Annotated in this window: 14 protein-coding genes and 1 pseudogene; 13 read left to right on the top strand and 2 right to left on the bottom strand. The window is 65.4% G+C overall.

What is annotated here, in order from left to right; all coding sequences use genetic code 11:
• Nucleotides 1-241: 241 nt before the first annotated feature.
• The 9 genes from RAM80_RS06855 to RAM80_RS06815 all read left to right on the top strand — a co-directional run bounded on the left by RAM80_RS06855 (nt 242) and on the right by RAM80_RS06815 (nt 15,181).
• Nucleotides 242-508, top strand: coding sequence for a DUF1652 domain-containing protein (locus RAM80_RS06855; protein ID WP_416425468.1), 267 nt, complete (start codon nt 242-244; stop codon nt 506-508).
• Between the two features lie 159 nt (nt 509-667).
• The gene (locus RAM80_RS06850; protein WP_416425467.1) at nt 668-1,990 is read left to right on the top strand and encodes an OprD family outer membrane porin; all 1,323 of its coding nucleotides are present in this window, start codon (nt 668-670) and stop codon (nt 1,988-1,990) included.
• Between the two features lie 166 nt (nt 1,991-2,156).
• Nucleotides 2,157-2,657: a thiol peroxidase gene (gene tpx, locus RAM80_RS06845; RefSeq protein WP_416425466.1), complete on the top strand. Its 501-nt coding sequence runs from the start codon at nt 2,157-2,159 to the stop codon at nt 2,655-2,657.
• Nucleotides 2,658-2,961: 304 nt separating this feature from the next.
• The gene (locus RAM80_RS06840) at nt 2,962-4,287 is read left to right on the top strand and encodes an MdtA/MuxA family multidrug efflux RND transporter periplasmic adaptor subunit (protein WP_416425465.1); all 1,326 of its coding nucleotides are present in this window, start codon (nt 2,962-2,964) and stop codon (nt 4,285-4,287) included.
• Nucleotides 4,284-7,457 carry an MdtB/MuxB family multidrug efflux RND transporter permease subunit gene (locus tag RAM80_RS06835; RefSeq protein WP_416425464.1) on the top strand — a complete coding sequence of 1,058 codons (3,174 nt, stop codon included), beginning with the start codon at nt 4,284-4,286 and terminating at the stop codon, nt 7,455-7,457. The genes RAM80_RS06840 and RAM80_RS06835 overlap by 4 nt, the downstream gene beginning before the upstream one ends.
• Complete coding sequence (locus tag RAM80_RS06830; RefSeq protein ID WP_416425463.1) at nt 7,454-10,561, top strand: efflux RND transporter permease subunit; 3,108 nt, start codon at nt 7,454-7,456, stop codon at nt 10,559-10,561. Before RAM80_RS06835 ends, RAM80_RS06830 begins: the two co-directional genes overlap by 4 nt.
• A complete protein-coding gene (locus tag RAM80_RS06825; protein ID WP_416425462.1) occupies nt 10,558-12,066 on the top strand; it encodes an efflux transporter outer membrane subunit in 1,509 nt (502 codons plus the stop codon). The genes RAM80_RS06830 and RAM80_RS06825 overlap by 4 nt, the downstream gene beginning before the upstream one ends.
• Nucleotides 12,067-12,283: 217 nt before the next feature.
• Complete coding sequence (locus tag RAM80_RS06820; protein ID WP_416425461.1) at nt 12,284-14,374, top strand: putative bifunctional diguanylate cyclase/phosphodiesterase; 2,091 nt, start codon at nt 12,284-12,286, stop codon at nt 14,372-14,374.
• Between the two features lie 60 nt (nt 14,375-14,434).
• On the top strand, nt 14,435-15,181 hold the full coding sequence (locus RAM80_RS06815) for an SDR family oxidoreductase (RefSeq protein ID WP_416425460.1): 747 nt from the start codon (nt 14,435-14,437) through the stop codon (nt 15,179-15,181).
• Between the two features lie 870 nt (nt 15,182-16,051).
• Here RAM80_RS06815 and RAM80_RS06810 read toward each other — a convergent pair.
• A complete protein-coding gene (locus RAM80_RS06810) occupies nt 16,052-17,431 on the bottom strand; it encodes an MFS transporter (protein WP_416425459.1) in 1,380 nt (459 codons plus the stop codon).
• Between the two features lie 346 nt (nt 17,432-17,777).
• Here RAM80_RS06810 and RAM80_RS06805 point away from each other — a divergent pair, with 346 nt between their 5' ends.
• The 3 genes and pseudogenes from RAM80_RS06805 (at nt 17,778) to RAM80_RS06795 (ending at nt 21,294) form a co-directional block, all read left to right on the top strand.
• Nucleotides 17,778-20,606 carry an EAL domain-containing protein gene (locus RAM80_RS06805; protein WP_416425458.1) on the top strand — a complete coding sequence of 943 codons (2,829 nt, stop codon included), beginning with the start codon at nt 17,778-17,780 and terminating at the stop codon, nt 20,604-20,606.
• Between the two features lie 54 nt (nt 20,607-20,660).
• Nucleotides 20,661-20,951, top strand: a complete 291-nt coding sequence (locus RAM80_RS06800; protein WP_416425457.1) for a nucleotidyltransferase family protein — start codon at nt 20,661-20,663, stop codon at nt 20,949-20,951.
• Nucleotides 20,948-21,294, top strand: a pseudogene (locus tag RAM80_RS06795) (DUF86 domain-containing protein). Before RAM80_RS06800 ends, RAM80_RS06795 begins: the two are co-directional and overlap by 4 nt.
• A 100-nt stretch (nt 21,295-21,394) precedes the next feature.
• On the opposite strand, the gene RAM80_RS06790 reads toward RAM80_RS06795, so the two are convergent.
• The gene (locus RAM80_RS06790; RefSeq protein ID WP_416425456.1) at nt 21,395-21,634 is read right to left on the bottom strand and encodes a DUF3203 family protein; all 240 of its coding nucleotides are present in this window, start codon (nt 21,632-21,634) and stop codon (nt 21,395-21,397) included.
• 189 nt (nt 21,635-21,823) lie between these two features.
• Here RAM80_RS06790 and RAM80_RS06785 point away from each other — a divergent pair, with 189 nt between their 5' ends.
• Nucleotides 21,824-25,009 carry an efflux RND transporter permease subunit gene (locus RAM80_RS06785; protein ID WP_416425455.1) on the top strand — a complete coding sequence of 1,062 codons (3,186 nt, stop codon included), beginning with the start codon at nt 21,824-21,826 and terminating at the stop codon, nt 25,007-25,009.

Genomic DNA, 25,009 nt, shown 5'->3' with positions numbered 1-25,009 from the left:
TTTGAGGGGGGGCAATTAGGTCTGTCAGACCGTGGCACGTTGCAACAGATGTAGGAGCCGACCTTGGTCGCGACAGGCCGCGCGGGCGGCCGGTGGTGGCCGTTATCGAGTCGCAAGGCGAGCGCAAAAAGCAGCTTGCACTCTCGTCGCCAACTCGTTGCAAGGCTCTGCGACAGGGTATATACACAATATTTCAAGCGCATGTCTGCGCGCCCGAACTGCCTGAGCGAGGATGCCAAAGATGATGACACTGGGACTTTGTTCGCTGGAACTACGCAATATCATCGAATGTGCTTTTCTGCCGGCCCACTGCACCTGCACGGTGGCCCCGGACCAGTCGCTGACGGTCCAGGTCACTGACCCCGTCACCGGCCAGGTGCAACTGATGGTCACCGGTATTTCGACCGATCGGCTCAGCAGCAGTCGGGCTATTTCCGACCTGATCGCCGAGCTGCGCCATGATCTTGAGCACAATCGCCACACCTTCCCTCACGCGCTTGCCAGCTGAGGGCCTTGCCGGCGCCGCCCAGCGGCGCCGGGCCAATACTGGCGTTCCGCCAGTTACCTAAAATTTGTTTCATGTAGTTTCATGGAACTTGTCTCTGAAATGTCATGTAACGGATCCGTAATGGCGTCAGTTTTTTAACTGACTCCAACGAGACCCGTGATGATCAAGAAGATAGTCCGTCCCCTGGTAGGCGCCATGCTGGGCACTGCCGCCCTGGGTGCACACGCCGACTTCATCGATGACAGCCATGCAGACCTGACGCTGCTCAACCGCTACCTGAACCAACAGGGCAGCGACGTGGTTGGCAGCAACAAGAAGGCCAACAGCGTGCGCGACTGGGGCCAGGGCTTCGAATTCAACTTCAAGTCCGGCTACACCGAAGGCACCGTCGGCTTCGGCCTGGACCTGACGGCCTTCTACGGCGTCAAGCTGGACTCCAATTCCCAGCAGGGCAGCATGTTCCCGCTGGACGACGGCAAGTCGGCCAACGACTTCGGCGTGCTGAGCCCGACCTTCAAGATGCGCTTCCTCAAGGATGAACTGCGCGTCGGCACCCTGACCCAGAACAACCCGATGCTGGCCAACACCGACGGTCGTCTGTACCAGCAGACCAACACCGGCGCGCAACTGGTGTCGAAGGATCTGGATAACTATGTTTTCACCTTGGGTAACATTACCCAGACCAAGATCCGCAACGAAACCGGCGACCAGGACATGATCACCGGCGGCGGCGCCAAGGGCAGCAACCGCTTCAGCTACGGTGGCGCCGACTACACCGGCATCAAGGACACCACCCTGAGCGGCTGGTACTCGAACCTGGCCGACTACTACCAACAGTTCTACCTGGGCCTCAAGCACACCGACCAACTGCCAGTGGGCAGCCTGGCCACTGACCTGCGCGCCTACCGCAGCCTGGGGATCGGCGGCAACGGCGACGGCGACAGCAACTATGGTGCGGCCGGCTACTACGGTGGCACCACCACCAAGGGGCGCATCAACCAGTCGACCTTCAGCATCATGGAAAGCTACAGCCTGATGGGCCACACCTTCGGCCTGGGCGCGCAGAAGAACACCGGCGACAGCGACTTCCCGTACCTGGACTCGGGCCTCAACAGCGGCGATGCCCGCCAGGGCCCTGGCAGCGGCGCGGACACCCCGGCGCTCACCAACCTGCAACTGAACAAGTTCCAGCACGCCGGCGAGCGTACCTTCCTGGCCCTGTACAAGTATGACTTCGGCCAGCTGGGCCTCAAGGGCCTGGGCTTCTCGGCCCTGTATGCCCACGGTGACCAGGTCAAGGTGGCCAGCGGTGGCGACAGCGAATGGGAACGCGACCTGGCGCTGAGCTACGTGGTGCCGGACGGTACCCTGAAGGGCCTCGGCGTGACCTGGAAGAACGCCCAGGCCAACCCCGAGATGACCGGCCAGACCCACCAGGACGAGAACCGCTTCTACGTCAGCTACGTAATGCCGCTCTGGTAACAGCTGCGCGGTGACGATGGGGTAAACGCACTGTGGGAGCCGGCTTGCCGGCGAGCTTTGAGGTATTGCCAAAAGCTCGCTGGCAAGCCAGCTCCCACAGTTTTAGTTTGCAGGGATTCATGGTTAACTCCCTGTCTTTATTCCATACCGCAGAAGGATTCCGTTCATGGCTCAAGTGACGCTCAAAGGCAACCCGGTCCAGGTCAAGGGCGAACTGCCGAAAGTCGGCGCCAAGGCGCCTGCGTTCTCGCTGGTTGCCGGCAACCTGGCCGACGTGACCCTGGCAAGCTTTGCCGGCAAGCGCAAAGTGCTGAACATCTTCCCAAGCGTTGACACCCCGACCTGCGCTACCTCGGTACGCAAGTTCAACGCCCAGGCCAGCGAACTGGCCAACACCGTGGTGCTGTGCATTTCCGCCGACCTGCCATTCGCCCAGGCCCGCTTCTGCGGCGCCGAAGGCCTGGAAAACGTGCAGAACCTGTCGACCCTGCGTGGCGCCGAGTTCAAGCAGGACTACGGCGTTGCCCTGGCTGACGGCCCGCTGGCCGGCCTGACTGCCCGTGCCGTGGTGGTGCTGGACGAGAACGACAACGTGCTGCACACCGAGCTGGTTGGCGAAATCGCCGAAGAGCCGAACTACGATGCTGCCCTGGCAGTATTGAAGTAACACCCAGGACCAGGCACTTCGCCTGTAGCCGCTGCCGCCAGGCTGCGCTGGCCCTCAGTACGCTGGAGATTTCCAGTGTAGGCGAGGGCCAGTGCAGCCTGCGGCAGCGGCTACGGGATGGATAGCGTCCAATGGTCTGTGTTACATGCAGTAATAAAGAAACGGCCTGGCATCCCCCAGGCCGTTTTCTTTTCTGGACGAAACACGGCATAAACGCGTCCTACGTAAATAGCGGGTAAAGGCACTTTGCAATATTCGCAACAATGATTATCGTTCCAGCCTCCCGACACACCCACTTTCAATAATGGTCGATCATTCCATGCAACCCGCCGGTTCCCGCACCTTTCCCCGTTGGCTGTTCGGCCTGCTGATCCTGATCCTGCTGATTGCCGCGGGCCTGTACTGGCGTGCGCAGCATTCGCCGGCCCAGCAGCATGAAGCCGGCGGCCCGCCCGAGAAAGGCCGGCCCCACGGCGGCCGCCCGGGCGGCAACCCCATGCGCCCAGGCTTCGGCCCGGCCAGTGGGCCTACGCCGGTTCGAGTGGCCCCGGCCACCGTGGGCGACTTCCCGGTCTATTTGAAAGCCCTGGGCACGGTGACTGCCACCAACACCATCAGCGTGCGCAGCCGCGTGGCCGGGGAGCTGGTGAAGGTGGCGTTCCAGGAAGGGCAGATGGTCAAGGCCGGCGACCTGCTGGCGGTGATCGACCCGCGCCCGTATGAAATTGCCCTGCAGCAGGCCCAGGGCACCCTGGCCCAGGACCAGTCGCAGTTGAAGAACGCCCAGCGCGACCTGCAACGCTATAAAGAGCTGTTCGCCCAGGACAGCATCGCCAAGCAGACCCTGGACACCGCCGAGGCGCTGGTGGGCCAGTACCAGGGCACGCTGCTCACCGACCAGGCCAACGTCAATAATGCCAAGCTCAATCTGGAATTCACCCAGATCCGCGCGCCCATCAGCGGCCGCGTGGGCCTGCGCCAGCTGGACGTGGGCAACCTGGTGGCTGCCAACGACACCACCGCCCTGGCGGTGATCACCCAGGTGCAGCCCATCAGCGTGATCTTCACCCTGCCCGAGACCACCCTCGACCCGGTGCTGGCCCGCGTGCGCAGCGGCGCCACCCTGCCGGTGGAAGCCTGGGACCGCGGCGACCGCGCCCAGCAGGCCACGGGCGTGCTGCACAGCATCGACAACCAGATCGACACCACCACCGGCACCCTGAAGTTCAAGGCCTACTTCGATAACAAGGACCTGGCGCTGTTCCCCAACCAGTTCGTCAACGTCCACCTGCTGTCCGACACCCTCAAGGACGTGGTGCTGGCGCCCTCGGCCGCGGTGCAGTTCGGCACCAACGGCACCTTCGTCTATGCGATGGACGGCAACGACAAGGTGCGCATTCGCCAGCTGAAGATCGGCGCCTCCGACGGCACCGTCACGGTGGTCGAGGACGGCCTGGCCAAGGGCGACCGCGTGGTGCTGGAAGGCACCGACCGCCTGCGCGACGGCAGCAGCGTGGAAGTGGTCAATGACCCAGGCCAGGTGCCCACCACGCCAGGCGAGCACCTCAAGGGTGAAGACGCCGCCGGCAAGCAGGCCGGCAACGGCCACCGGAGCAAGGCGGGCGTATGAATCTGTCGCGGCTGTTCATCCTGCGTCCGGTAGCCACTACCCTGAGCATGCTGGCCATTATCCTGGCCGGCCTGATCGCCTACCGCCTGCTGCCGGTGTCGGCGTTGCCCCAGGTCGACTACCCGACCATCCGGGTCATGACCCTGTACCCCGGCGCGAGCCCGCAAGTGATGACCAGCGCCGTGACCGCGCCGCTGGAGCGCCAGTTCGGGCAGATGCCCGGGCTCACCCAGATGGCCTCCACCAGTTCCGGCGGCGCCTCGGTGCTGACCCTGCGCTTCAGCCTCGACATCAACATGGACGTCGCCGAGCAGCAGGTGCAGGCGGCCATCAACGCCGCCACCAACCTGCTGCCCACCGACCTGCCGGCGCCGCCGGTGTACAACAAGGTCAACCCGGCCGACACCCCGGTGCTGACCCTTGCTATCAGTTCGAAAACCATGCTGCTGCCCAAGCTCAACGACCTGGTCGACACGCGCATGGCGCAGAAAATCGCCCAGATCACCGGCGTCGGCATGGTCTCCATCGCCGGCGGCCAGCGCCAGGCGGTGCGCATCAAGGTCAACCCCGAGGCCCTGGCGGCCAACGGCCTGAACCTGGCCGACGTGCGCACGCTGATCGCCGCCTCCAACGTCAACCAGCCCAAGGGCAACTTCGACGGCCCCACGCGGGTGTCGATGCTCGACGCCAACGACCAGATGGTCTCGCCCGAAGAATACGCCAACCTCATCCTCAGCTACCGCAACGGCGCGCCGCTGCGCCTGAAGGATGTGTCGACCATCGTCAACGGCGCCGAGAACGAGCGCCTGGCGGCCTGGGCCAACAAGAACCAGGCGGTGCTGCTGAACATCCAGCGCCAGCCCGGTGCCAACGTGATTGAAGTGGTGGACCGCATCAAGGCGGTGCTGCCGTCGATCACCGACAACCTGCCGGCGGGCCTGGACGTGGCGGTGCTCACCGACCGCACCCAGACCATCCGCGCCTCGGTGGCCGACGTGCAGCACGAGCTGCTGTTCTCCATCGCCCTGGTGGTGCTGGTGACCTTCCTGTTCCTGCGCCGTTTCAGCGCCACGATCATTCCGTCGGTGGCCGTGCCGCTGTCGCTGATCGGCACGTTCGGCGTCATGTACCTGGCCGGTTTCTCCATCAACAACCTGACGCTGATGGCCATGACCATCGCCACCGGTTTCGTGGTGGACGACGCCATCGTCATGCTGGAGAACATCTCCCGCCACATCGAGGAGGGCGAGACGCCGCTGCAGGCGGCGCTCAAGGGCGCCCGGCAGATCGGCTTCACGCTGCTGTCGCTGACCTTCTCGCTGATCGCCGTGCTGATCCCGCTGCTGTTCATGGCCGACGTGGTGGGGCGGCTGTTCCGCGAGTTCGCCATCACCCTGGCGGTGGCCATCCTGATTTCGCTGGTGGTCTCGCTGACGCTGACGCCGATGATGTGCGCACGCCTGCTCAAGCGCGAGCCCAAGCCGGAAGAACAGACGCGCTTCTACCGCGCCAGCGGCGCCTGGATCGACTGGCTGATCGAGGCCTACGGCCGCAAGCTGCAGTGGGTGCTGCGCCTCCAGCCGCTGACCCTGCTGGTGGCCCTGGCCACCCTGGGCCTCACCGTGTTCCTTTATATGGTGGTGCCCAAGGGCTTCTTCCCGGTGCAGGACACCGGGGTGATCCAGGGCATCACCGAGGCGCCGCAGTCGATCTCCTTCAGCGCCATGAGCCAGCGCCAGCAGGACCTGGCGGCCATCGTGCTGCAGGACCCGGACGTCGAGAGCCTGTCTTCTTACATCGGCGTGGACGGCGACAACGCCACGCTCAACAGCGGGCGCATGCTGATCAACCTCAAGCCCCTGGGCCAGCGCAGCCACACCGCCAGTGAAGTCATCGCCAACATCCAGCCGGAAGCCGACAAGCTGGTGGGCATGCGCCTGTTCATGCAGCCGGTGCAGGACCTGACCATCGAGGACCGGGTCAGCCGCACCCAGTACCAGTTCAGCCTGTCGTCGCCCGATGCCGACTTGCTTAGCCAGTGGAGCGGCAAGCTGGTGGACGCCCTGCGCCAGCAGCCGCAGCTCACCGACGTGGCCAGCGACCTGCAGGACAAGGGCCTGCAGGTGTACCTGGTGATCGACCGCGACCAGGCCAAGCGCCTGGGCGTCAACGTCGCCGACATCACCAACGCCCTGTACGACGCCTTCGGCCAACGGCAGATTTCCACCATCTACACCCAGGCCAGCCAGTACCGCGTGGTGCTGCAGGCGGCCAACGCCTCGGTGATCGGCCCGCAGGCGCTGGAGCAGATCTACGTCAAGAGCACACCCAGCGACAGCGCCATCAACCAGACCGTGTCCAGCACCCTCACCGGTGCCAGCTCGTCGTTGCCGGTGACCAACAGCACCCAGGTGCGCCTGTCGAGCCTGGCGCACATCGAGCAGCGCCAGGCGCAGCTGGCCATCTCGCACATCGGCCAGTTCCCGGCGGTGATGGTCTCGTTCAACCTGGCGCCGGGCGTGGCCCTGGGCCAGGCTGTAGCGCTGATCGAGCAGGTGCAGAAGGACATCGGCATGCCGATTGGCGTGCAGACCCAGTTCCAGGGCGCGGCCCAGGCGTTCCAGGCGTCGCTGTCGAGCACGCTGCTGCTGATTCTGGCGGCGGTGGTGACCATGTACATCGTGCTGGGCATTCTCTACGAGAGCTACATCCACCCCATCACCATCCTCTCCACGCTGCCCTCGGCGGCGGTGGGCGCCTTGCTGGCGCTGCTGCTGAGCGGCAATGACCTGGGGATGATCGCCATCATTGGCATCATCCTGCTGATCGGCATCGTCAAGAAGAACGCGATCATGATGATCGACTTCGCCCTGGACGCCGAGCGCAACCAGGGCCTGGACCCGCAGACCGCCATTTACCAGGCGGCGCTGCTGCGCTTCCGGCCGATCCTGATGACCACCATGGCCGCGCTGTTCGGCGCCGTGCCGCTGATGCTGGCCGGTGGTTCGGGCGCAGAATTGCGCCAGCCGCTGGGCCTGGTGATGGTGGGCGGGCTGCTGGTGAGCCAGGTGCTGACGCTGTTCACCACCCCGGTGATCTACCTGTACTTCGACCGCCTGGGGCGCCGCTGGCGCAAGGCACCGGCCGCTGAACCGCAGGCGTCGGCATGAACCTGTCGGCCCCCTTCATTCGCCGCTCGGTGGCGACCATGCTGCTCAGCGTCGCGGTGATGCTGCTGGGCGGCGTCAGCTTCGGCCTGTTGCCGGTGTCGCCGCTGCCGCAGATGGACTTCCCGGTGATCGTGGTGTCGGCCAACCTCGCCGGCGCCAGCCCCGAGGTCATGGCCTCCACCGTGGCCACGCCGCTGGAGCGCGCCTTCGGCAGCATCTCCGGCGTCAGCAACATGAACAGCCGCTCCAGCCAGGGCTCGACGCGGGTGATCCTGCAGTTCGACATGGACCGCGACATCAACGGCGCCGCCCGCGAGGTGCAGGCGGCCATCAACGCCTCGCGGCCGCTGCTGCCCAGCGGCATGCGCAGCATGCCCACCTACAAGAAGGTCAACCCGGCGCAGGCACCGATCATGGTGCTGTCGCTGACCTCCGACGTGCTGCAGAAGGGCCAGCTGTACGACCTGGCATCCACCATCCTGTCCCAGAGCCTGTCCCAGGTGGACGGGGTAGGGGAGGTGCAGATCGGCGGCAGCTCGCTGCCGGCGGTGCGCGTGGAGGTCGAGCCCAACCTGCTCAACCAGTACGGCGTGGCCCTGGACGAGGTGCGCACCACCATCGCCAACGCCAACGTGCGCCGGCCCAAGGGCTTCGTCGAAAGCGGCGAGCACAACTGGCAGGTGCAGGCCAACGACCAGCTGGAAAAGGCCAAGGACTACGGCCCGCTGATCATTCGCTACCAGAACGGCTCGGCCCTGCGCCTGAGCGACGTGGCCAAGCTCACCGACGGCGTGGAAGACCGCTACAACGCCGGCTTCTTCAACGACGACGCGGCGGTGCTGCTGGTGATCAACCGCCAGGCCGGCGCCAACATCATCAAGACCGTGGCGCAAATCAAGGCGCAGCTGCCGGCCCTGCAAGCGGTGCTGCCGGCCAGCGTGCGGCTGAACATCGCCATGGACCGCTCGCCGGTGATCACCGCCACCCTGCACGAGGCCGAGAGCACCCTGCTGATCGCCGTGGCCCTGGTGGTGCTGGTGGTGTACCTGTTCCTGGCCGACTGGCGCGCCTCGCTGATTCCCACCCTGGCGGTGCCGGTGTCGCTGGTGGGCACCTTCGCCATCATGTACCTGTGGGGCTTCTCGCTGAACAACCTGTCGCTGATGGCGCTGATCCTGGCCACGGGGCTGGTGGTGGACGACGCCATCGTGGTGCTGGAGAACATTGCCCGGCACATCAACGCCGGCATGGCGCCGATGAAAGCCGCCTACCAGGGCGCCCGCGAAGTGGGTTTCACCCTGCTGGCGATGAACGCCTCGCTGGTGGCGGTGTTCATGTCGATCCTGTTCATGGGCGGCATCATCGAGAAGCTGTTCCGCGAGTTCTCCATCACCCTGTCGGCGGCCATCGTGGTGTCGCTGCTGGTGTCGCTGACCCTCACGCCGATGCTCTGCGCGCGCTGGCTCAAGCCCCACGACCACGGCCATGAAACCCGCCTGCAGCGCTGGAGCAACCGCGTGCACGAGGCCATGGTGCGCGGCTACGACCGCACCCTGGGCTGGGCCCTGGCGCACCGGCGGCTGACCCTGATCAGCCTGGTGGTCACCATCGGCGTCAACATCGCCCTGTACGTGGTGGTGCCCAAGACCTTCATGCCCCAGCAGGACACCGGCCAGCTGATGGGCTTCGTGCGCGGCGACGACGGCCTGTCGTTCACCGTCATGCAGCCGAAGATGGAAGCCTTCCGCCGCGCCATCATCGCCGACCCGGCGGTGCTCAGCGTCGCCGGCTTCATCGGCGGCAACAACGGCACCAATAACGCCACCATCCTGGTGCGCCTCAAGCCCATCAAGGAGCGCGACGTCAACGCCCAGCAGGTCATCGAGCGCCTGCGCAAGAACCTGCCCAAGGTGCCCGGCGCGCGGCTGATGCTGATGGCCGACCAGGACCTGCAGTTCGGCGGCGCCCGCGACCAGACCACCAACCAGTACCAGTACATCATCCAGAGCGGCGACCTGGCCGCGCTGCGCACCTGGTACCCGAAGATCACCGAGGCGTTCAAGCGCCTGCCGGAGCTGACCTCCATCGATGCCCGCGAAGGCCGCGGCGCGCCCCAGGTGACCCTGGTGGTGGACCGCGACCAGGCCAAGCGCCTGGGCATCGACATGAGCACCGTCACCGGGGTGCTCAACAACGCCTACAGCCAGCGGCAGATCTCCACCATCTACGACAGCCTCAACCAGTACGAAGTGGTGATGGAGATCAACCCCAAGTACGCCCAGAACCCGGTCACCCTCGACCAGGTGCAGGTGATCAACTCCGCCGGCGCGCGGGTACCGCTGTCGAGCATCGCCCACTATGAGAACAGCCTGGCCGACGACAGCGTCAGCCACGAGGGCCAGTTCGCCTCGGAAAGCATCTCCTTCGACCTCGCCGAGGGCGTGCCCCTGGACCGTGCCACCGCCGCCATCGAGCGCGCCATTGCTTCCCTGGGGCTGCCCGAGGACATCATCGTCAAGGTGGCCGGCACCGGTGACGCCTTCGCCGCGGCGCAGAAGAGCCAGCCGTGGATGATTCTCGGCTCGCTGGTGCTGGTGTACCTGGTGCTGGGTATCCTCTACGAGAGCTACGTGCACCCGCTGACCATTCTCTCCACGCTGCCGTCGGCGGGGGTGGGCGCGCTGCTGAGCATCTACGTCACCGGCGGCGAGTTCAGCCTGATCTCGCTGCTGGGGCTGTTCCTGCTGATCGGCGTGGTGAAGAAGAACGCCATTCTGATGATCGACCTGGCGCTGCAGCTGGAACGCGAGCAGGGCATGGGCCCGTTCGACTCGATTCGCCAGGCCTGCCTGCAACGCCTGCGGCCGATCCTCATGACCACGCTGGCGGCCATCCTTGGCGCGCTGCCGCTGCTGATCGGCGGCACCGAGGGCGCGGAGATGCGCCAGCCGCTGGGCCTGGCCATCATCGGCGGGCTGATCTTCAGCCAGATCCTGACCCTGTACACCACCCCGGTGGTCTACCTCTACCTCGATCGCCTGCGCCACCGGGTCAACCGCTGGCGCGGCGTGCGTACCGATGCATCCCTGGAAACCCCGCTATGAACAAGCCGACCGTGCTGCTGCGCCCCTTGACCTGCCAGATGGCCACCGCCCGCGGCTCGCGCCTGCTCAACCTGGGCCTGAGCGCGCTGATGCTCACTGGCCTGCTGCTGGGCGGCTGTGCCGTGGGGCCTGACTACAAGCGCCCGGACGTGGCCGCGCCGGCGCAGTTCAAGGAAGCCCAGGGCTGGCGCCAGGCGCAGCCCAGCGACGCCCTGGCCCGTGGCGCCTGGTGGGAAGTGTACGGCGACACCCAGCTCAACGGCCTGGTGGAGCGCCTGAACCACTCCAACCAGACCGTGGCGCAATATGAAGCCCAGTACCGCCAGGCCCAGGCGCTGGTGAAGAGCGCGCGTGGCGCGTTCTTCCCCACCGTCGACCTCAGCGCCAGCAAGACCCGCTCCGGCCAGGGCGCCGGCAGCAGCAACAGCAACACCAGCCTGGGCAGCGCCGGCAGCGGCATTCGCAACAGCTACTCGGCCCAGGCCAACGTCAGCTGGGAAGCCGACGTGTGGGGCAAGCTGCGCCGCGGCCTGGAAGCCGACAAGGGCAGCGCCCAGGCCAGCCTTGCCGACCTTGCGGCCATGCGCCTGAGCCTGCAGTCGGAGCTGGTGCAGAACTACCTGCAACTGCGGGTCATCGACCAGCAGAAGCGCCTGCTGGAGGCCACGGTGCAGGCCTACGAGCGCTCGCTGACCATGACCCAGAACCAGTACAAGGTCGGCGTCTCGGGCGCCGATGCGGTGGCCCAGGCGCAGACCCAACTGCGCACCACCCAGGCTGACCTTGTGGACCTGCGCTGGCAGCGCGCCCAGTACGAGAACGCCATCGCCGTGCTGATGGGCGTGCCGCCGGCCGATTTCAACCTGGCCGAGAGCCAGGCCATCCCGGCGCTGCCGCAGATCCCCGTGCAGGTGCCGTCGCAGTGGCTGGAGCGGCGCCCCGACATCGCCGCCGCCGAGCGCTCGGTGATGGCCGCCAACGCCAACATCGGCGTGGCCAAGAGCGCCTATTACCCGGACCTGACCCTGAGCCTGTCCGGGGGCTACAGCAGCAGCACCTTCGCCAACTGGCTGAGCCTGCCCAACCGCTTCTGGTCGGTGGGCCCGCAGCTGGCCGGCACGCTGTTCGACGGCGGCCAGCGTTCGGCCGAGGTGGACCGCACCGAGGCGGTCTACGACCAGACCGTGGCCCAGTACCGGCAGACCGTGCTCAACGGCTTCCAGGAGGTGGAAAACTACATGGTCCAACTCAAGGTGTACGAAGACGAGGCCCAGGTGCGCGAGCAGGCGCTGGAGTCGGCGCGCGAGTCCCTGCGCCTGACCACCAACCAGTACAAGGCCGGCCTCATCGCCTACCTCGACGTGGTGACGGTGCAGGCCACGGCGTTGAGCAACGAGCGCAGCGTGCTCAACGTGCTGCAGAGCCGCCTGGTTGCCAGCGTGCAACTAATTGCGGCGCTGGGCGGCGGCTGGGATGGGCAGCTGGAATTGAGCCGCGCGCCTTGATGCCGTTCGTCTGAAAGGTTAAGGTCAGCACCGGCCCTGTACAACGCTGTACAGCGGCCGGACCCTTGTAGAAGCTGGATTCGGTGATGGCAAAGCGATATCCCGCCAAGCCCCCGTATTCAGGCGCTCTTCGCAAGCAAACAAACGTTTAATTGCGTACAATCCCGGGCAGATTTTTCGCAGGGAACGCGTCGTATTTGCCGGTTTCGAGAGTCGCATGCTGATTGGTAGTTATTCCCCCTCCCTGGTTGTCATTTCACTGTGCGTGGCCATGCTGGCGTCCTATACGGCGCTCGACCTGGTTGGCCGCATCGCCACCGCGAAGGGGCGCGCGGTGTATTTCTGGATGGCCGGTGGCTCGCTGTCCATGGGCGTCGGCGTGTGGTCCATGCACTTTATCGGCATGCTCGCCTTCAGCCTGCCCATCGCCCTGGGGTATGACCTCAAACTGACCGCGCTGTCGCTGCTGATCGCTGTGCTGTCCTCGGGCTTCGCCCTGTGGCTGGTGAGCCAGCCGCGGCTGCCGTTCGGGCAACTGGCCTTCGGCGCGCTGATCATGGGCAGCGGCATCGCCACCATGCACTACACCGGCATGGCCGCCATGCGCATGACCCCCGGCATCCAGTACGATCCCGTGCTGTTCATCGATTCCATCGTCATTGCCATCGGCGCCTCGGCGGCCGCCCTCTACATAGCGTTCCGCCTGCGCCATGCCGCGCCCCACGTGGTGCTGGCGCGCGGCGTGGCCTCGGTGGTGATGGGCGTGGCCATAGTGGGCATGCACTACACCGGCATGGCCGCGGCCATGTTCCCCGAGGGCAGCGCCTGTGGCGCCCTGGGCGGTGGCCTGACCGGCAAGGGCCTGGACTACATGGTGCTGATCACCAGCCTGGCGGTGCTGGGCATCACCCTGCTGACCTCGGTGCTGGACGCGCGCATGGAGGCACGCACCGCTGACCTGGCCAACTCCCTGCGCCTGGCCAACCGCGAGCTGACGCAGCTGGCCCTGCACGACAACCTCACCGGCCTGCCCAACCGCATGCTGCTGGCCGACCGCATCGAGCAGGCGATCCAGATGGTGGACGAGAAGGGCGGCTGCTTCGCGCTGATGTTCATCGACCTGGACGGCTTCAAGCCGGTGAACGACGCCTTCGGCCACTTCACCGGCGACGAGCTGCTGCGCGCCGTGGCCCTGCGCCTGCGCGGCAACCTGCAGGGCCAGGACACCCTGGCGCGCATCGGTGGCGACGAGTTCGTGCTGCTGGTGGCCCTCGACGAGCCGGACGACGTGCCCACCGTGGCCGCCCGCCAGGTCGCCCTGATCGCCCAGCCGTTCCGGGTGGCCGAGCAGAACCTGCAGATCTCCGCCAGCATTGGCATCGCCCTGTACCCCGGCAACGGCATTGACCAGCACAGCCTGCTGATGAACGCCGACGCCGCCATGTACCACGCCAAGAGCGCGGGCAAGAACTGCTACAGCTTCTTCGACGGCTCCATGAACACCAACGCCCGCAAGCAACTGCAACTGCTGCAGGACCTGCGCCTGGCGGTGGAGCGCGGCCAGCTGCGCCTGCACTACCAGCCCAAATTCGAGGCCAGCACTGGCCAGCCGGTGGGCGCCGAGGCGCTGCTGCGCTGGCAGCACCCGGACATGGGCCTGCTGAGCCCGGACCGCTTCATTGACCTGGCGGAGAAGACCGGGCTGATCATCGGCATCGGCGACTGGGTGCTGGACGAGGCCTGCCGGCAGATGCGCGAGTGGGCGGTGCAGGGCTATGGCCACTGGCGCATCGCGGTGAACCTGTCGGCGCTGCAGTTCTGCCACGTGGGCCTGGTGGCCAGCGTCGCGGCGGCGCTTGAACGGCACCAGTTGGCGGCGAACAACCTGACCCTGGAGATCACCGAGACCACCGCCATGAACGACGCCGACGCCAGCATGAGTGTGCTGCGCCAGCTGTCGGACATGGGCGTGGACCTGTCCATCGATGACTTCGGCACCGGCTACTCCAGCCTGATGTACCTCAAGCGCCTGCCGGCCAACGAGCTGAAGATCGACCGCGGCTTCGTCCGTGACCTGGAGCAGGACAGCGACGACGCCGCCATCGTCTCGGCCATTGTCGCCCTGGGGCAGGCCCTGGGCCTGCGTATCGTCGCCGAGGGCGTGGAGACCGATAACCAGCAGAACTTCCTGACCCGCCTGGGCTGTGACTCGCTGCAGGGTTTTCTGTTGGGCCACCCCTTGCCGGCGGAGCGCTTCATGGCCGATATTCACGCGGCGGAAAATCTGCAGCGCGCGTCGGGCGCTTGAATTTCGTACTATTAGCCAGCCTTCAACCCTGCAATCCCCATGAGGAGTGTACCGAGGTCCATGGATAAAGTTATCGTCATCACCGGCGGCAGCCGTGGCATCGGTGCCGCCACTGCGCGCCTGGCCGCCCGCCAGGGTTACCGCGTGTGCATCAACTACCTGGCCGATGAACAGGCCGCCCAGACCACCCTGGCCGAACTGCGCGAGCTGGGCGCCCAGGCCATTGCCGTGCGCGCCGACGTCAGCGTCGAGGACGAGGTGGTGCACCTGTTCAACCGCGTCGACACCGAGCTGGGCACGGTCAGCGTGCTGGTCAACAACGCCGCCACCGTGGGCCACACCTCGCGGGTCGACGAAATGTCCGAATTCCGCCTGCTGAAGCTGCTCAAGAGCAACGTTGCCGGGCCGATCCTGTGTGCCAAGCACGCCATCCTGCGCATGTCCACCCGCCATGGCGGGCAGGGCGGCAGCATCGTCAACGTCTCCTCGGTGGCCGCGCGCTTGGGCTCGCCGGGCGAGTACGTCGATTACGCGGCGTCCAAGGGCGCGCTGGATACCTTCACTGTGGGCCTGGCCAAGGAACTGGCCGGCGAGAGCGTGCGGGTCAACGCGGTACGGCCGGGCTACATCTATACCGAGTTCCATGCCCTGAGCGGCGACCCGGATCGGGTCAGCAAGCTGGAGCCGGGGATTCCCATGGGGCGGGGCGGGCAGCCCCACGAGGTGGCGGAGGCGATCCTGTGGTTGGCCTCGGAGCAGGCCAGCTACACCACCGGCAGCTTCCTCGACCTGGGTGGCGGCCGCTGAGCCCGTAGCAGCGGCCGCCAGGCCGCGTTCAGGCCAACGCAACGCAATGTATTCGCTCTGCTGTTGCTGTTGCTGTTGCTGTTGCTGTTGCTGTTGCTGTTGCTCTGGCTTGTGATCTTGATCTGGCTTTTGATCTTGATTGTATGCCCCGTAAAGCGCCCGGGCCGACTGGAGGCGTCGATCAACGGGCTGCCCGAAGGGCCGAGGCCGCAGGCCGAAGAGACGGTAACCCGCAGGCTTCTATAGCGGGTGCCGTCTGCCCGTTGAGCGGCGCCGGAAGGAGGGGACCCGTAGCGCAGCGGAGGGCCCAAGCAGGGGCAAGCCTTTTTTGCTTACTTTTTGTGGCGTTTGACAAAAAGTGAGTCGGCGTAAGGCCGAAACGGTCGGTGGTATCCCCACGAAAATGGATATGTTCACCGATTCTGTATCCCGCTTCGGCGATTTCGAACATATCCATTTTCGTGGTGCGACCACCGACCGTTCCGGCCTTACGCCGGGTCACTTTTTTCAGTCGAAAAAAAGTAACCAAAAATTCTCGCCCCTGCTTGGGCCCTCCGCTGCGCTACGGGTCCCCTCCCTCCGGCGTCGCTCAAGCGGACGACGGCCCGGAATAGAAGCGCCTCCGGTTCCGTCTCCCTCGGCTCCGCCGAGGCCCGCTTGATCAACGCCTCCGGTCGGCCCGGGCGCTTAACGGGGCCAAGATCAAAGTCAAAAGCTAGATCAAGATCAAAAGCACATCAAAAGCCAGATCAAAAGCCAGATCAAAAGCAGATCAAAAGCAGATCAAAAGCAGATCAAAAGCTGTTGGATACGAAAAAGCCCCGGGTTCTCATCGAAGCCGGGGCTTTTTCTTGCAGCTTGCAGCTGCTGTTACTTCACCGCCTGCATCCGCATCTGCAGGTAATCCTTCTTGTCCACTTCCTTCGCATCACGCTTGCCCAGGTCTGCCATCGGAATCCGGTAGGTTTCCTTGGCCGCGTAAGCCGCGAGGGCTGCGATGATGGTGATGCCGAACGCCATGGCACCCACGGTCATCGGGATGTTGTCCGAGCCGGGCGGGGCGATGGCGGCGAACAAAGCCGGCAGCAGCGCGGTGATCATGGTGCCCACGTTCTGCGAGATGGCCATGGCCGACACGCGGTAGCGGGTCTGGAACAGTTCCGGGTAGAAGCTTGGGAAGATCGCGTTGTAGCCCTGGTAGACCACACCCCACATCAGCAGCGACATGGTGAAGGCCAGGGGCACGCTGTGGATGCTGATCGCGTACAGGTAACCGAAGGCCAGCAGGCCCGAGCCCAGGGCGCCACCCATGATCATCGGGCGACGGCCGATCTTGTCCGACCAGTTGCCCACGAACGGGATCACCACCACGGCGACGATGTTGCCGATCACCGGAATCCACAAGTACACGCTCTTCGAGAAGCCGATGCCGTAGGCCGGCTGCACCGCGTAGGCCGCACCGAAGATGGTGGCCACCACCGGGATCACGTTCATCAGCGCCATGCAGGTCACCAGGCACATGTTGCGCCAGTTGTGCTGGAAGGCCTCGACGATGGGTGCTTTCGGCAGTTCGGTGCTGGCTTCTTCCTTGACGAAGGCCGGGGTCTCGTGGACCTCTTTACGGATGATGTAGCCGGCGATCAGCACGATGGCGCTGAGCAGGAACGGAATCCGCCAGCCCCAGCTGTTGAACGCATCGTCAGGCATGAAGTAGGCCAGTGGCAGGAAGATCGCCGCGGCGAAGATCTGCCCTGCCTGCACGCCCTGCAGGGTGTAGCTGGCGTAGTAGCCCCTTCTGCCGAAGGGCGCGTGCTCCATGATCATGGAACTGGCCCCGGAGATCTCGCCGGCTACCGCGAAGCCCTGGATCAGGCGCAGCACCACCAGCAGGACCGGCGCCAGCATGCCAACCTGGCTATAGGTAGGCAGCAGGCCCACGGCCATGGTCGCGAAGCCCATCAGGAACATGCACAACAGCAGCACGTTCTTGCGGCCGCGGGTGTCACCCCAGTGGCCCAGGAACGCGGCACCGATCGGACGGGCGATGTAACCCACGCCATAAGTAGCCAGCGAGGCGACGATAGCGATCTTGGGGTCGGTGGACGGGAAGAAGATTTGCGGGAATATCAGCGCCGCAGCCTGGGCGTAGATAAAGAAGTCATAGTACTCGAGCGCCGAGCCAATCCAGCCGCTGGCGGTCGCTTTCTTGGTCTGCTTTGAGCCGTGGGACTCGGTGGATACTTGATCCATGGGTGTCTCCGTTGTTTTTATTATAGAGCAATATCATTTTAGGTAACGCTGGCCGTCAGCTGGGGTCGAAACCAAAACTAACTGGATAGTTAACAAATATCAGCCGCCATGATCTGTGTCAATACGGCAACCCGGTGGCCCATGCGAACCTGTGCGATTGCCGGTCATTATTATGACACCAGTGAAAAAGTTTGTGCAGCGAATGGCATCAGTGGTGCGTCTGGCGCAAGGGTTGGCGCCCGGTTGGTCTGACAGAGCTTGCCTGAAGTAGTGGCACCGCGCTATATCTTCGTCTGGCCCTGCCGATAAGGGGTTCTGCGACTGTCCGTTCTGTTGGAGCACCTTCTTGAACTTCCCCGTTTTGCCCGATGACTCACGCCTGCCGCCGGGCGAACAGACGGCCGCGTCGATTGAAGTGGTGCTGGCCGGCGCGCGCGCCTGGCCCAAGGCTTGCGCGTGGGTGTGGTACCGGGATGGCGAGCCCATGCACCGGGCGGCCCAGGGCGGCGCCTTCTGCCAGTGGCCTGCGACACTGGCAGCTGACGACCTCGACGCGTTCTGCCGCACCGAGGGCTTGCATCGCTGGCCCACCGGCCAGGGCGAGCGTGCCCTGGGCTGGCTGCTGGCGCCACGCAGCGAGGCGCACAACCTGCAGTTGGCCGAGCTCGCCCGGGAGCTGGGCACGCGGGTGCAGAGCGAGGCCCTGGCGCGGGCGCAGATCACCCAGCGGGTGCTGTACGAAATTACCTACCTGGCCAGTTCCACCCGTGACCGGGCGGCGTTCCTCGAAGGCGTGCACCGGCACCTGGCCACGCTGATCGACGCCGAGAACTTCTACCTGGCGCTGTACGACCCGCAGCACGGCAAGGTCTCGTACCCTTATTACGTGGACATCATCGACGTCGATGCCATCGAGGCCGAAAGCCACGAATACCTGGACCCCGAGTGCCTGTCGCTGACCGGCTACGTGCTGATCAGCGGCCAGCCGCTGATGGTCGACGCCGTGGGCATGCGCCGCGCCGAGCAGGAAGGGCGCTTCGCCCCCCTGGGCCACCGCCCCGAGTTCTGGATGGGCGCGCCGCTGAAGAACGCCTCGGACGAGGTGTTCGGCATGCTTGCCATGCAGGTCTACGAGGTGTCGCGTATTTATAGCGCCGAGGACCGCGAGCTGTTCCTGGTGGTGGCCCGCCACGTGGCCATGGCCCTGGACCGCATCCTGCACCGGGTCGACCTGGAGGAGACGGTGTCGCGGCGCACCCAGGAGCTGTCCGAGCTCAACGATGCCCTGCGCCAGGAAGTGGTCGAGCGCGAGCGCGCCGAGCACCTGCACAGCGCGCTGTTCCAGATTGCCGAGCTGTCCAGCCAGCCGGGGGACATGGCCGAGCTGTTCCAGAGCCTGCACAGCATCGTCGGCGACCTGCTGTTCGCGCGCAATTTCTACATCGCCCTGTTCGAGGTGATGACCGGCGAGGTGACCTTCCCCTATTACATCGACGAACAGAGCGCCGCCGTGCCGCCGCCACGCCGTGGCCGCCGTGGGCTGACCGAGTACGTGATCCGCCAGCGCCGACCGTGCCTGATCGACTACGACGACGCTACCGAGCTGATGGCCAGCGGCGAAATCACCCACAACCCCGGGCCCATCCGCTCGCAGTCGTGGCTGGGCATCCCGCTGTTCGAAGGCACCCAGGTGCGCGGCGTGCTGGTGGTGCAGAGCTATTCGCCGATGATCCGCTACAGCCAGCGCGACCAGGAGCTGCTGACCTTCGTCTCCCGGCACATCGACACCGCGTTGTCGCGGCGCAGCGCCGCCGAGGCGGTGCACGCCGCCAACCTGATGCTCGAGGCGCGGGTGCAGAGCCGCACCCGTGAGCTGGACCACGCCAACGCCAAGCTGCAGCATGAAAACGCCCACGACGCCCTGACCGGGCTGCCCAACCGCAGCCACCTGCAGCAACGCCTGCAGCAGGCCTGGGAGGATTTCTGCCGGCAACAGCGGCCGTTGGTGGTGATGTTCATCGACCTGGACCGCTTCAAGATGGTCAACGACAGCCTCGGCCACCATTTCGGCGACCTGCTGCTGACCCAGGCCGCCACCCGCCTGCGCAACTGCCTGCGCCAGGACGACCTGCTGGCGCGCCTGGGCGGCGACGAGTTCGCGGTGCTGGCGCCCAGCGCCGACCTCGATGTGGCGGTGGACCTCGCCGAGCGCATCCTGCTGGCCTTCGACCTGCCATTCAACATTGACGGCCATGGGGTGTTTTCCTCGTGCAGCATCGGCATCGTCAGCGCCGACGGGCAGTTCCACCATGAGCCGGCGGACCTGTTGCGTGACGCCGACACCGCCATGTACCGGGTCAAGAACGCCGGCCGCGACAGTTTCGCGGTGTTCAACCAGCAGGTGCGCCGCGAGGTCACCGACCAGATGGAGCGCGAGGGCGCCTTGCGCAACGCGCTCAAGCGCGACGACGAGCTGCTGGCGTATTTCCAGCCCATCGTCAGCGTCGAAAGCGGTGCGGTGGTGGCGCTGGAGGCGCTGATCCGCTGGCGCCAGGCCGACGGCCGCATCACCGCGCCAGGGCAGTTCCTGCCGGCGCTGGAAGGCCTGCGGCTGATTGGCCGGCTGGACCTGTACATGCTCAACCGCATCGCCGAAATCCTCGCCCGGCCCGAGCACGCGCACTGGCCGCCGGTGCACGTCAACTGTTCCAGCTACAGCATTACCCGGCCCGAGTTCGCCAGCGAAGTGCTGGCGCTGCTGCAACGCCACGGCATCGACGCCCACCGTCTGTGCCTGGAACTGACCGAAGGCGGCCTGGTGGCCGAGCCCGAGCGCGCCCGGCAGACCATGCAGCAACTGGCCGAACACGGCCTGAGCGTGATGCTCGACGACTTCGGCGCTGGCTTCTCGTCGCTCAGCTACGTGCACCAGTACCGCTTCAGCGGCCTGAAGATCGACAAATCCTTCATCCTCGAACTGACCGCCAGCGAACGCAGCCGCGCCATCGTCCGCGCCATCGTGCGCATGGCCGACTCGCTGGGGCTGCCGGTGGTGGCCGAAGGCGTGGAAGACGAGGCCACCTTGCAGCTGCTCAAGGAGATGGGCGCGTCGCAGGCGCAGGGGTATTACTTTGCGCGGCCGATGGCGATGGAGTTGCTGGAGTTGGCGCAGTGAGGCAGTTACGGATGGTAGACTGCCAATACCGAGCCGACCAAAGGACCGATTGTCATGCGCCCATCCGTTGCCCTTCTTAACAAGGAAGCTGCTGTCCGTGAGGTCGTGGGGCGCTTCCGCACCGCCAATCCTCGGGTTTTTGGCTCGGTACTGCAGGGTACCGACCAGGATGGCAGTGACCTGGACTTGCTGGTAGACGCGTTGCCTGGTGCAACACTGTTTGACTTGGGTGGGCTGCAGGCCGAATTGGAAGACCTGTTGGGGGTAGCGGTCGATGTGCTGACGCCGGGTGATCTTCCGATCAAATTCAGGGAGCGGGTCGTCGCTCAGGCGCGCCCGGTATGACGGAGCAACGGCTTGATGACTACCTGGCGCATATCCGCGAGGCTGCCCAGGATGCCCTGGTCTTGTCGAAGGGCTTCAGATCGAAGAGTTTCTCGAGGATAAGCGCACGCAACAGGCGGTAATCATGAGCCTCGTCATTCTTGGCGAAGCATCGACCAAAGTCATGGATAAATATCCTGAGTTTGCTGCGGCACATCCAAACGTTCCTTGGCGCAGCATGAGAACGATGCGCAACCGAATTGCTCATGGGTATTTTGACATTAACCTCGAAATCGTCTGGCAGACGGTGAAATCCGCGCTGCCCGATTTGCTTGGCGTGCTGCCTTCGCAAATCCAACGCTGACGCAGCCTTCGGCACGCGCTCCCTGTAGCAGCGGCCGCCAGGCCGCGTCAGGGGCGCCGCGGTTGACTGGGGACGCAGCCTGCGGCAGCTGCTACGGGGGTTAGATGACCGAACCGGGCACGCTGGCCTTGACGTGGTGGCGGGCGTCCACTGCGCCGGCCACGGTGAGGGCGTCGGCCTCGGCCTCGGTGATGGGCACGCGATGGCCGTTGAGCTCGGCGATGGACATGCGCAGCTGGTCGTCGGTGGTGATGCGCACGTCGGTCGCCAGGCCTTCGCAACGCCTGTCGGCGTCGACCAGGGTGCAACGTTGGGTCTGGGCATTGATTTCCACGGGCATGGCTCCTCTCCTTGTTCTGTTGGGCACTCAAGTGTTGGACAACAGCCGCGCGGCGCGGGCCCTTCGCGCTGATCAACGGTCGGCCGATTAAAGGTTCTTCAGGCTACTCCTCACAAACGTTTGCCGGGCCTACACTGATCCGGCGTGTGCCTGGTGGTGGCGTCCTGTCCTGCGTACGGAACAAACCCGATGCTTGGAATTGTGCGTGTCGCGCTGAACCGGCCCTATACCTTCGTGGTGTTGGCCATTTTCATCCTCATCGTCGGCCCCCTGGCGGCGTGGCGGACGCCTACGGACATTTTTCCGGAGATCCGCATTCCGGTCATCGCCGTGATCTGGCAATACACCGGCCTGCCGCCCGACCAGATGGCCGGGCGCATCACCTCGCCGTTCGAGCGGGTGCTGACCACCACGGTGAACGACGTGCGCCACATCGACGCCGAGTCGCTGAACGGCTTCGGCATCGTCAAGGTGTACTTCCAGCCCAACGTCAACATCAGTACCGCCAACGCCCAGCTGACCTCGGTAGCCCAGGTGATCCTGCGGCAGCTGCCGCCGGGTACCACGCCGCCGCTGATCCTCAACTACAGCGCTTCCACCGTGCCCATCGTGCAGCTGGCGCTGTCGGGCCAGGGCCTGAGCGAGCAGCGCCTGGGCGACCTGGGCCTGAACAGCGTGCGCCTGCTGCTGACCTCGGTGGCCGGCGCCGCCATGCCGTACCCGTTCGGCGGCAAGAGCCGCCAGGTGCAGATCGACATCGACTCCGCTGCCCTGCAGGCCCGCGGCCTGTCGGCCCAGGACGTGGCCAACGCCCTGGCCGGGCAGAACCTGATCACGCCGGTGGGCACCGAGAAAATCGGCCGCTACGAATACGTCATGCAGCTGAACAACGCGCCCTCGGCCATCGCCGACCTGGAAGCCCTGCCCATCAAGGCCGCCGACGGTACTACGGTGCTGATGCGCGACGTGGCCAGCGTGCGCGACGGCGCGCCGCCGCAAACCAACATCGTCCACGTCAACGGCAGCCGCTCGGTGCTGATCACCGTGCTCAAGACCGGGTCGGCGTCCACCCTGGGGGTGATCGCCGGCATCAAGGATAAACTGGCCGAATCCAAGGCGGCCTTGCCCGACAACCTCAAGATCGATTTCATCGGCGACCAGTCGCTGTTCGTCCGCGCCGCCATCAGCAGCGTGGCCCGCGAGGCGGTGATTGCCGCAGCGCTGACCAGCCTGATGATTTTGCTGTTCCTGGGCAGCTGGCGCTCGACGGTGATCATCGCCGTGTCGATCCCCCTGGCCATCCTGGCCTCCATCGCCACCCTGGCGGCGCTGGGGGAAACCCTGAACATCATGACCCTGGGCGGCCTGGCCCTGGCCGTGGGCATCTTGGTGGACGATGCGACGGTGACCATTGAAAACATCAACTGGCACCTGGAGCAGGGCAAGCAGGTGCGCGAAGCGATCCTCGACGGCGCGGCGCAGATCGTCACCCCGGCGTTCGTGTCGCTGCTGTGCATCTGCATCGTGTTCGTGCCGATGTTTTTCCTCGACGGCATCGCCCGCTTCCTGTTCGTGCCGATGGCCGAGGCGGTGATGTTCGCCATGATCGCCTCGTTCATCCTGTCGCGCACCCTGGTGCCGACCATGGCCAACTTCCTGCTCAAGCCCCACGAAGCGCACGAGGAAGGCGCGCACAAAAAGCCCTCGCGCAACCCGTTGGTACGCTTCCAGCAAGGCTTCGAGGCGCGTTTCGAACAGATACGCGAGGGCTACCATGGCCTGCTCGAACGGGTGCTGCACCGGCGTGGATTGTTCCTGCTGGCGTTTTTCGCCTTCGTGCTGCTGTCGTTCGGGCTGGCGCCGTTCCTGGGGCGGGACTTCTTTCCCAGCGTCGACTCCGGGCAGATCCTGATGCACGTCCGCGTCCCGGTGGGCACCCGCATTGAAGACACCGCACAGGTGATCTACCGCGTCGAGCAGGCCGTGCGGGGCATCGTCCCCGCCGAGGAGCTGGGCGCGGTGGTGGACAACATCGGGCTGTCGGTGAGCGGCATCAACACCGCCTACAACAACACCGGCACCGTCGGTTCCCAGGACAGCGACGTGCAGATCTCGTTGAACGAGGGCCACCGCGCCACGGCCGACTATATCCGCCAGATGCGCGAGCAACTGCCCCAGGCGTTCCCCGGCGTGGTGTTCTCGTTCCCGCCCTCGGACATCGTCGGGCAGATCCTCAACTTCGGTTCGGCCGCGCCCATCGACCTGCAGGTGTCGGGGGCCAACCTGGCCGGCAACTTCGCCTACGCCAACAGCGTGCTGCGCGAGATTCGCCGGGTGCCGGGGGTGGTGGACGCGCGGCTGCAGCAGTCTCGGCAATTGCCCAGCTTCAAGATCAACGTCGACCGTACCCGCGCGCAACTGGTGGGCATCACCGAGCGCGACATCACCAATAGCCTGGTGGTGAACCTGGCCGGTTCCAGCCAGGTGGCGCCCACCTATTGGCTGAACAACGCGAACGGCATTTCCTACCCCATCGTGCTGCAGACGCCGCAGTACAAGCTGGACACCCTGGGCGCGCTGCATGACCTGCCGCTGAGCGCCAGCGGGCAGGGTGCCAACGGGCAACTGCTGGGCGGCCTGGCGACGTTCGAGCGCAGCCAGAGCAATTCGGTGCTGACCCAGTCGGACATCCAGCCGGTGGTGGAGGTGTACGCGTCGATCCAGGGGCGCGACCTGGGCGCGGTGGCGGCGGATATCCAGGCCGTCATCGATGCCCACGGCAAAGACCTGCCCAAGGGCTCCAAGGCGACGCTGCAGGGCCAGGTGCAAACCATGAACAGCGCGTTCAACGGCATGTTCTTCGGCCTGCTGGGGGCGGTGGTGCTGATCTATCTGCTGATCGTGGTCAACTTCCAGTCCTGGCTCGACCCGTTCGTGATCATCACCGCCCTGCCGGCGGCCCTGGCGGGTATTGTGTGGATGCTGTTCGCCACCCACACCACGCTGTCGGTGCCGGCGCTGACCGGGGCGATCATGTGCATGGGCGTGGCCACCGCCAACTCGATCCTGGTGGTGAGCTTCTGCCGCGAGCGCCTCAACGAACATGGCGACTCGCTGAAAGCCGCGCTGGAGGCCGGCTACACCCGCTTCCGGCCGGTCTTGATGACGGCCCTGTCGATGATCATCGGCATGGCGCCCATGGCCCTGAGCCTGGGCGAGGGCGGTGAGCAGAACGCACCCCTGGGCCGGGCGGTGATCGGTGGGCTGGCCTTCGCCACCTGCGCCACGCTGTTCCTGGTGCCGGCCATTTTCAGCATTGTCCATGCCCGTGACGGGCGCGAGGCCGTTGCCCAGCGCAGCGGCCAGGAGGCCTGA

It is taken from the genome of Pseudomonas sp. App30 (assembly GCF_047947025.1).
Classification (GTDB): Bacteria; Pseudomonadota; Gammaproteobacteria; order Pseudomonadales; family Pseudomonadaceae; genus Aquipseudomonas.
This window is presented reverse-complemented; position numbering and strand designations above follow the sequence as displayed.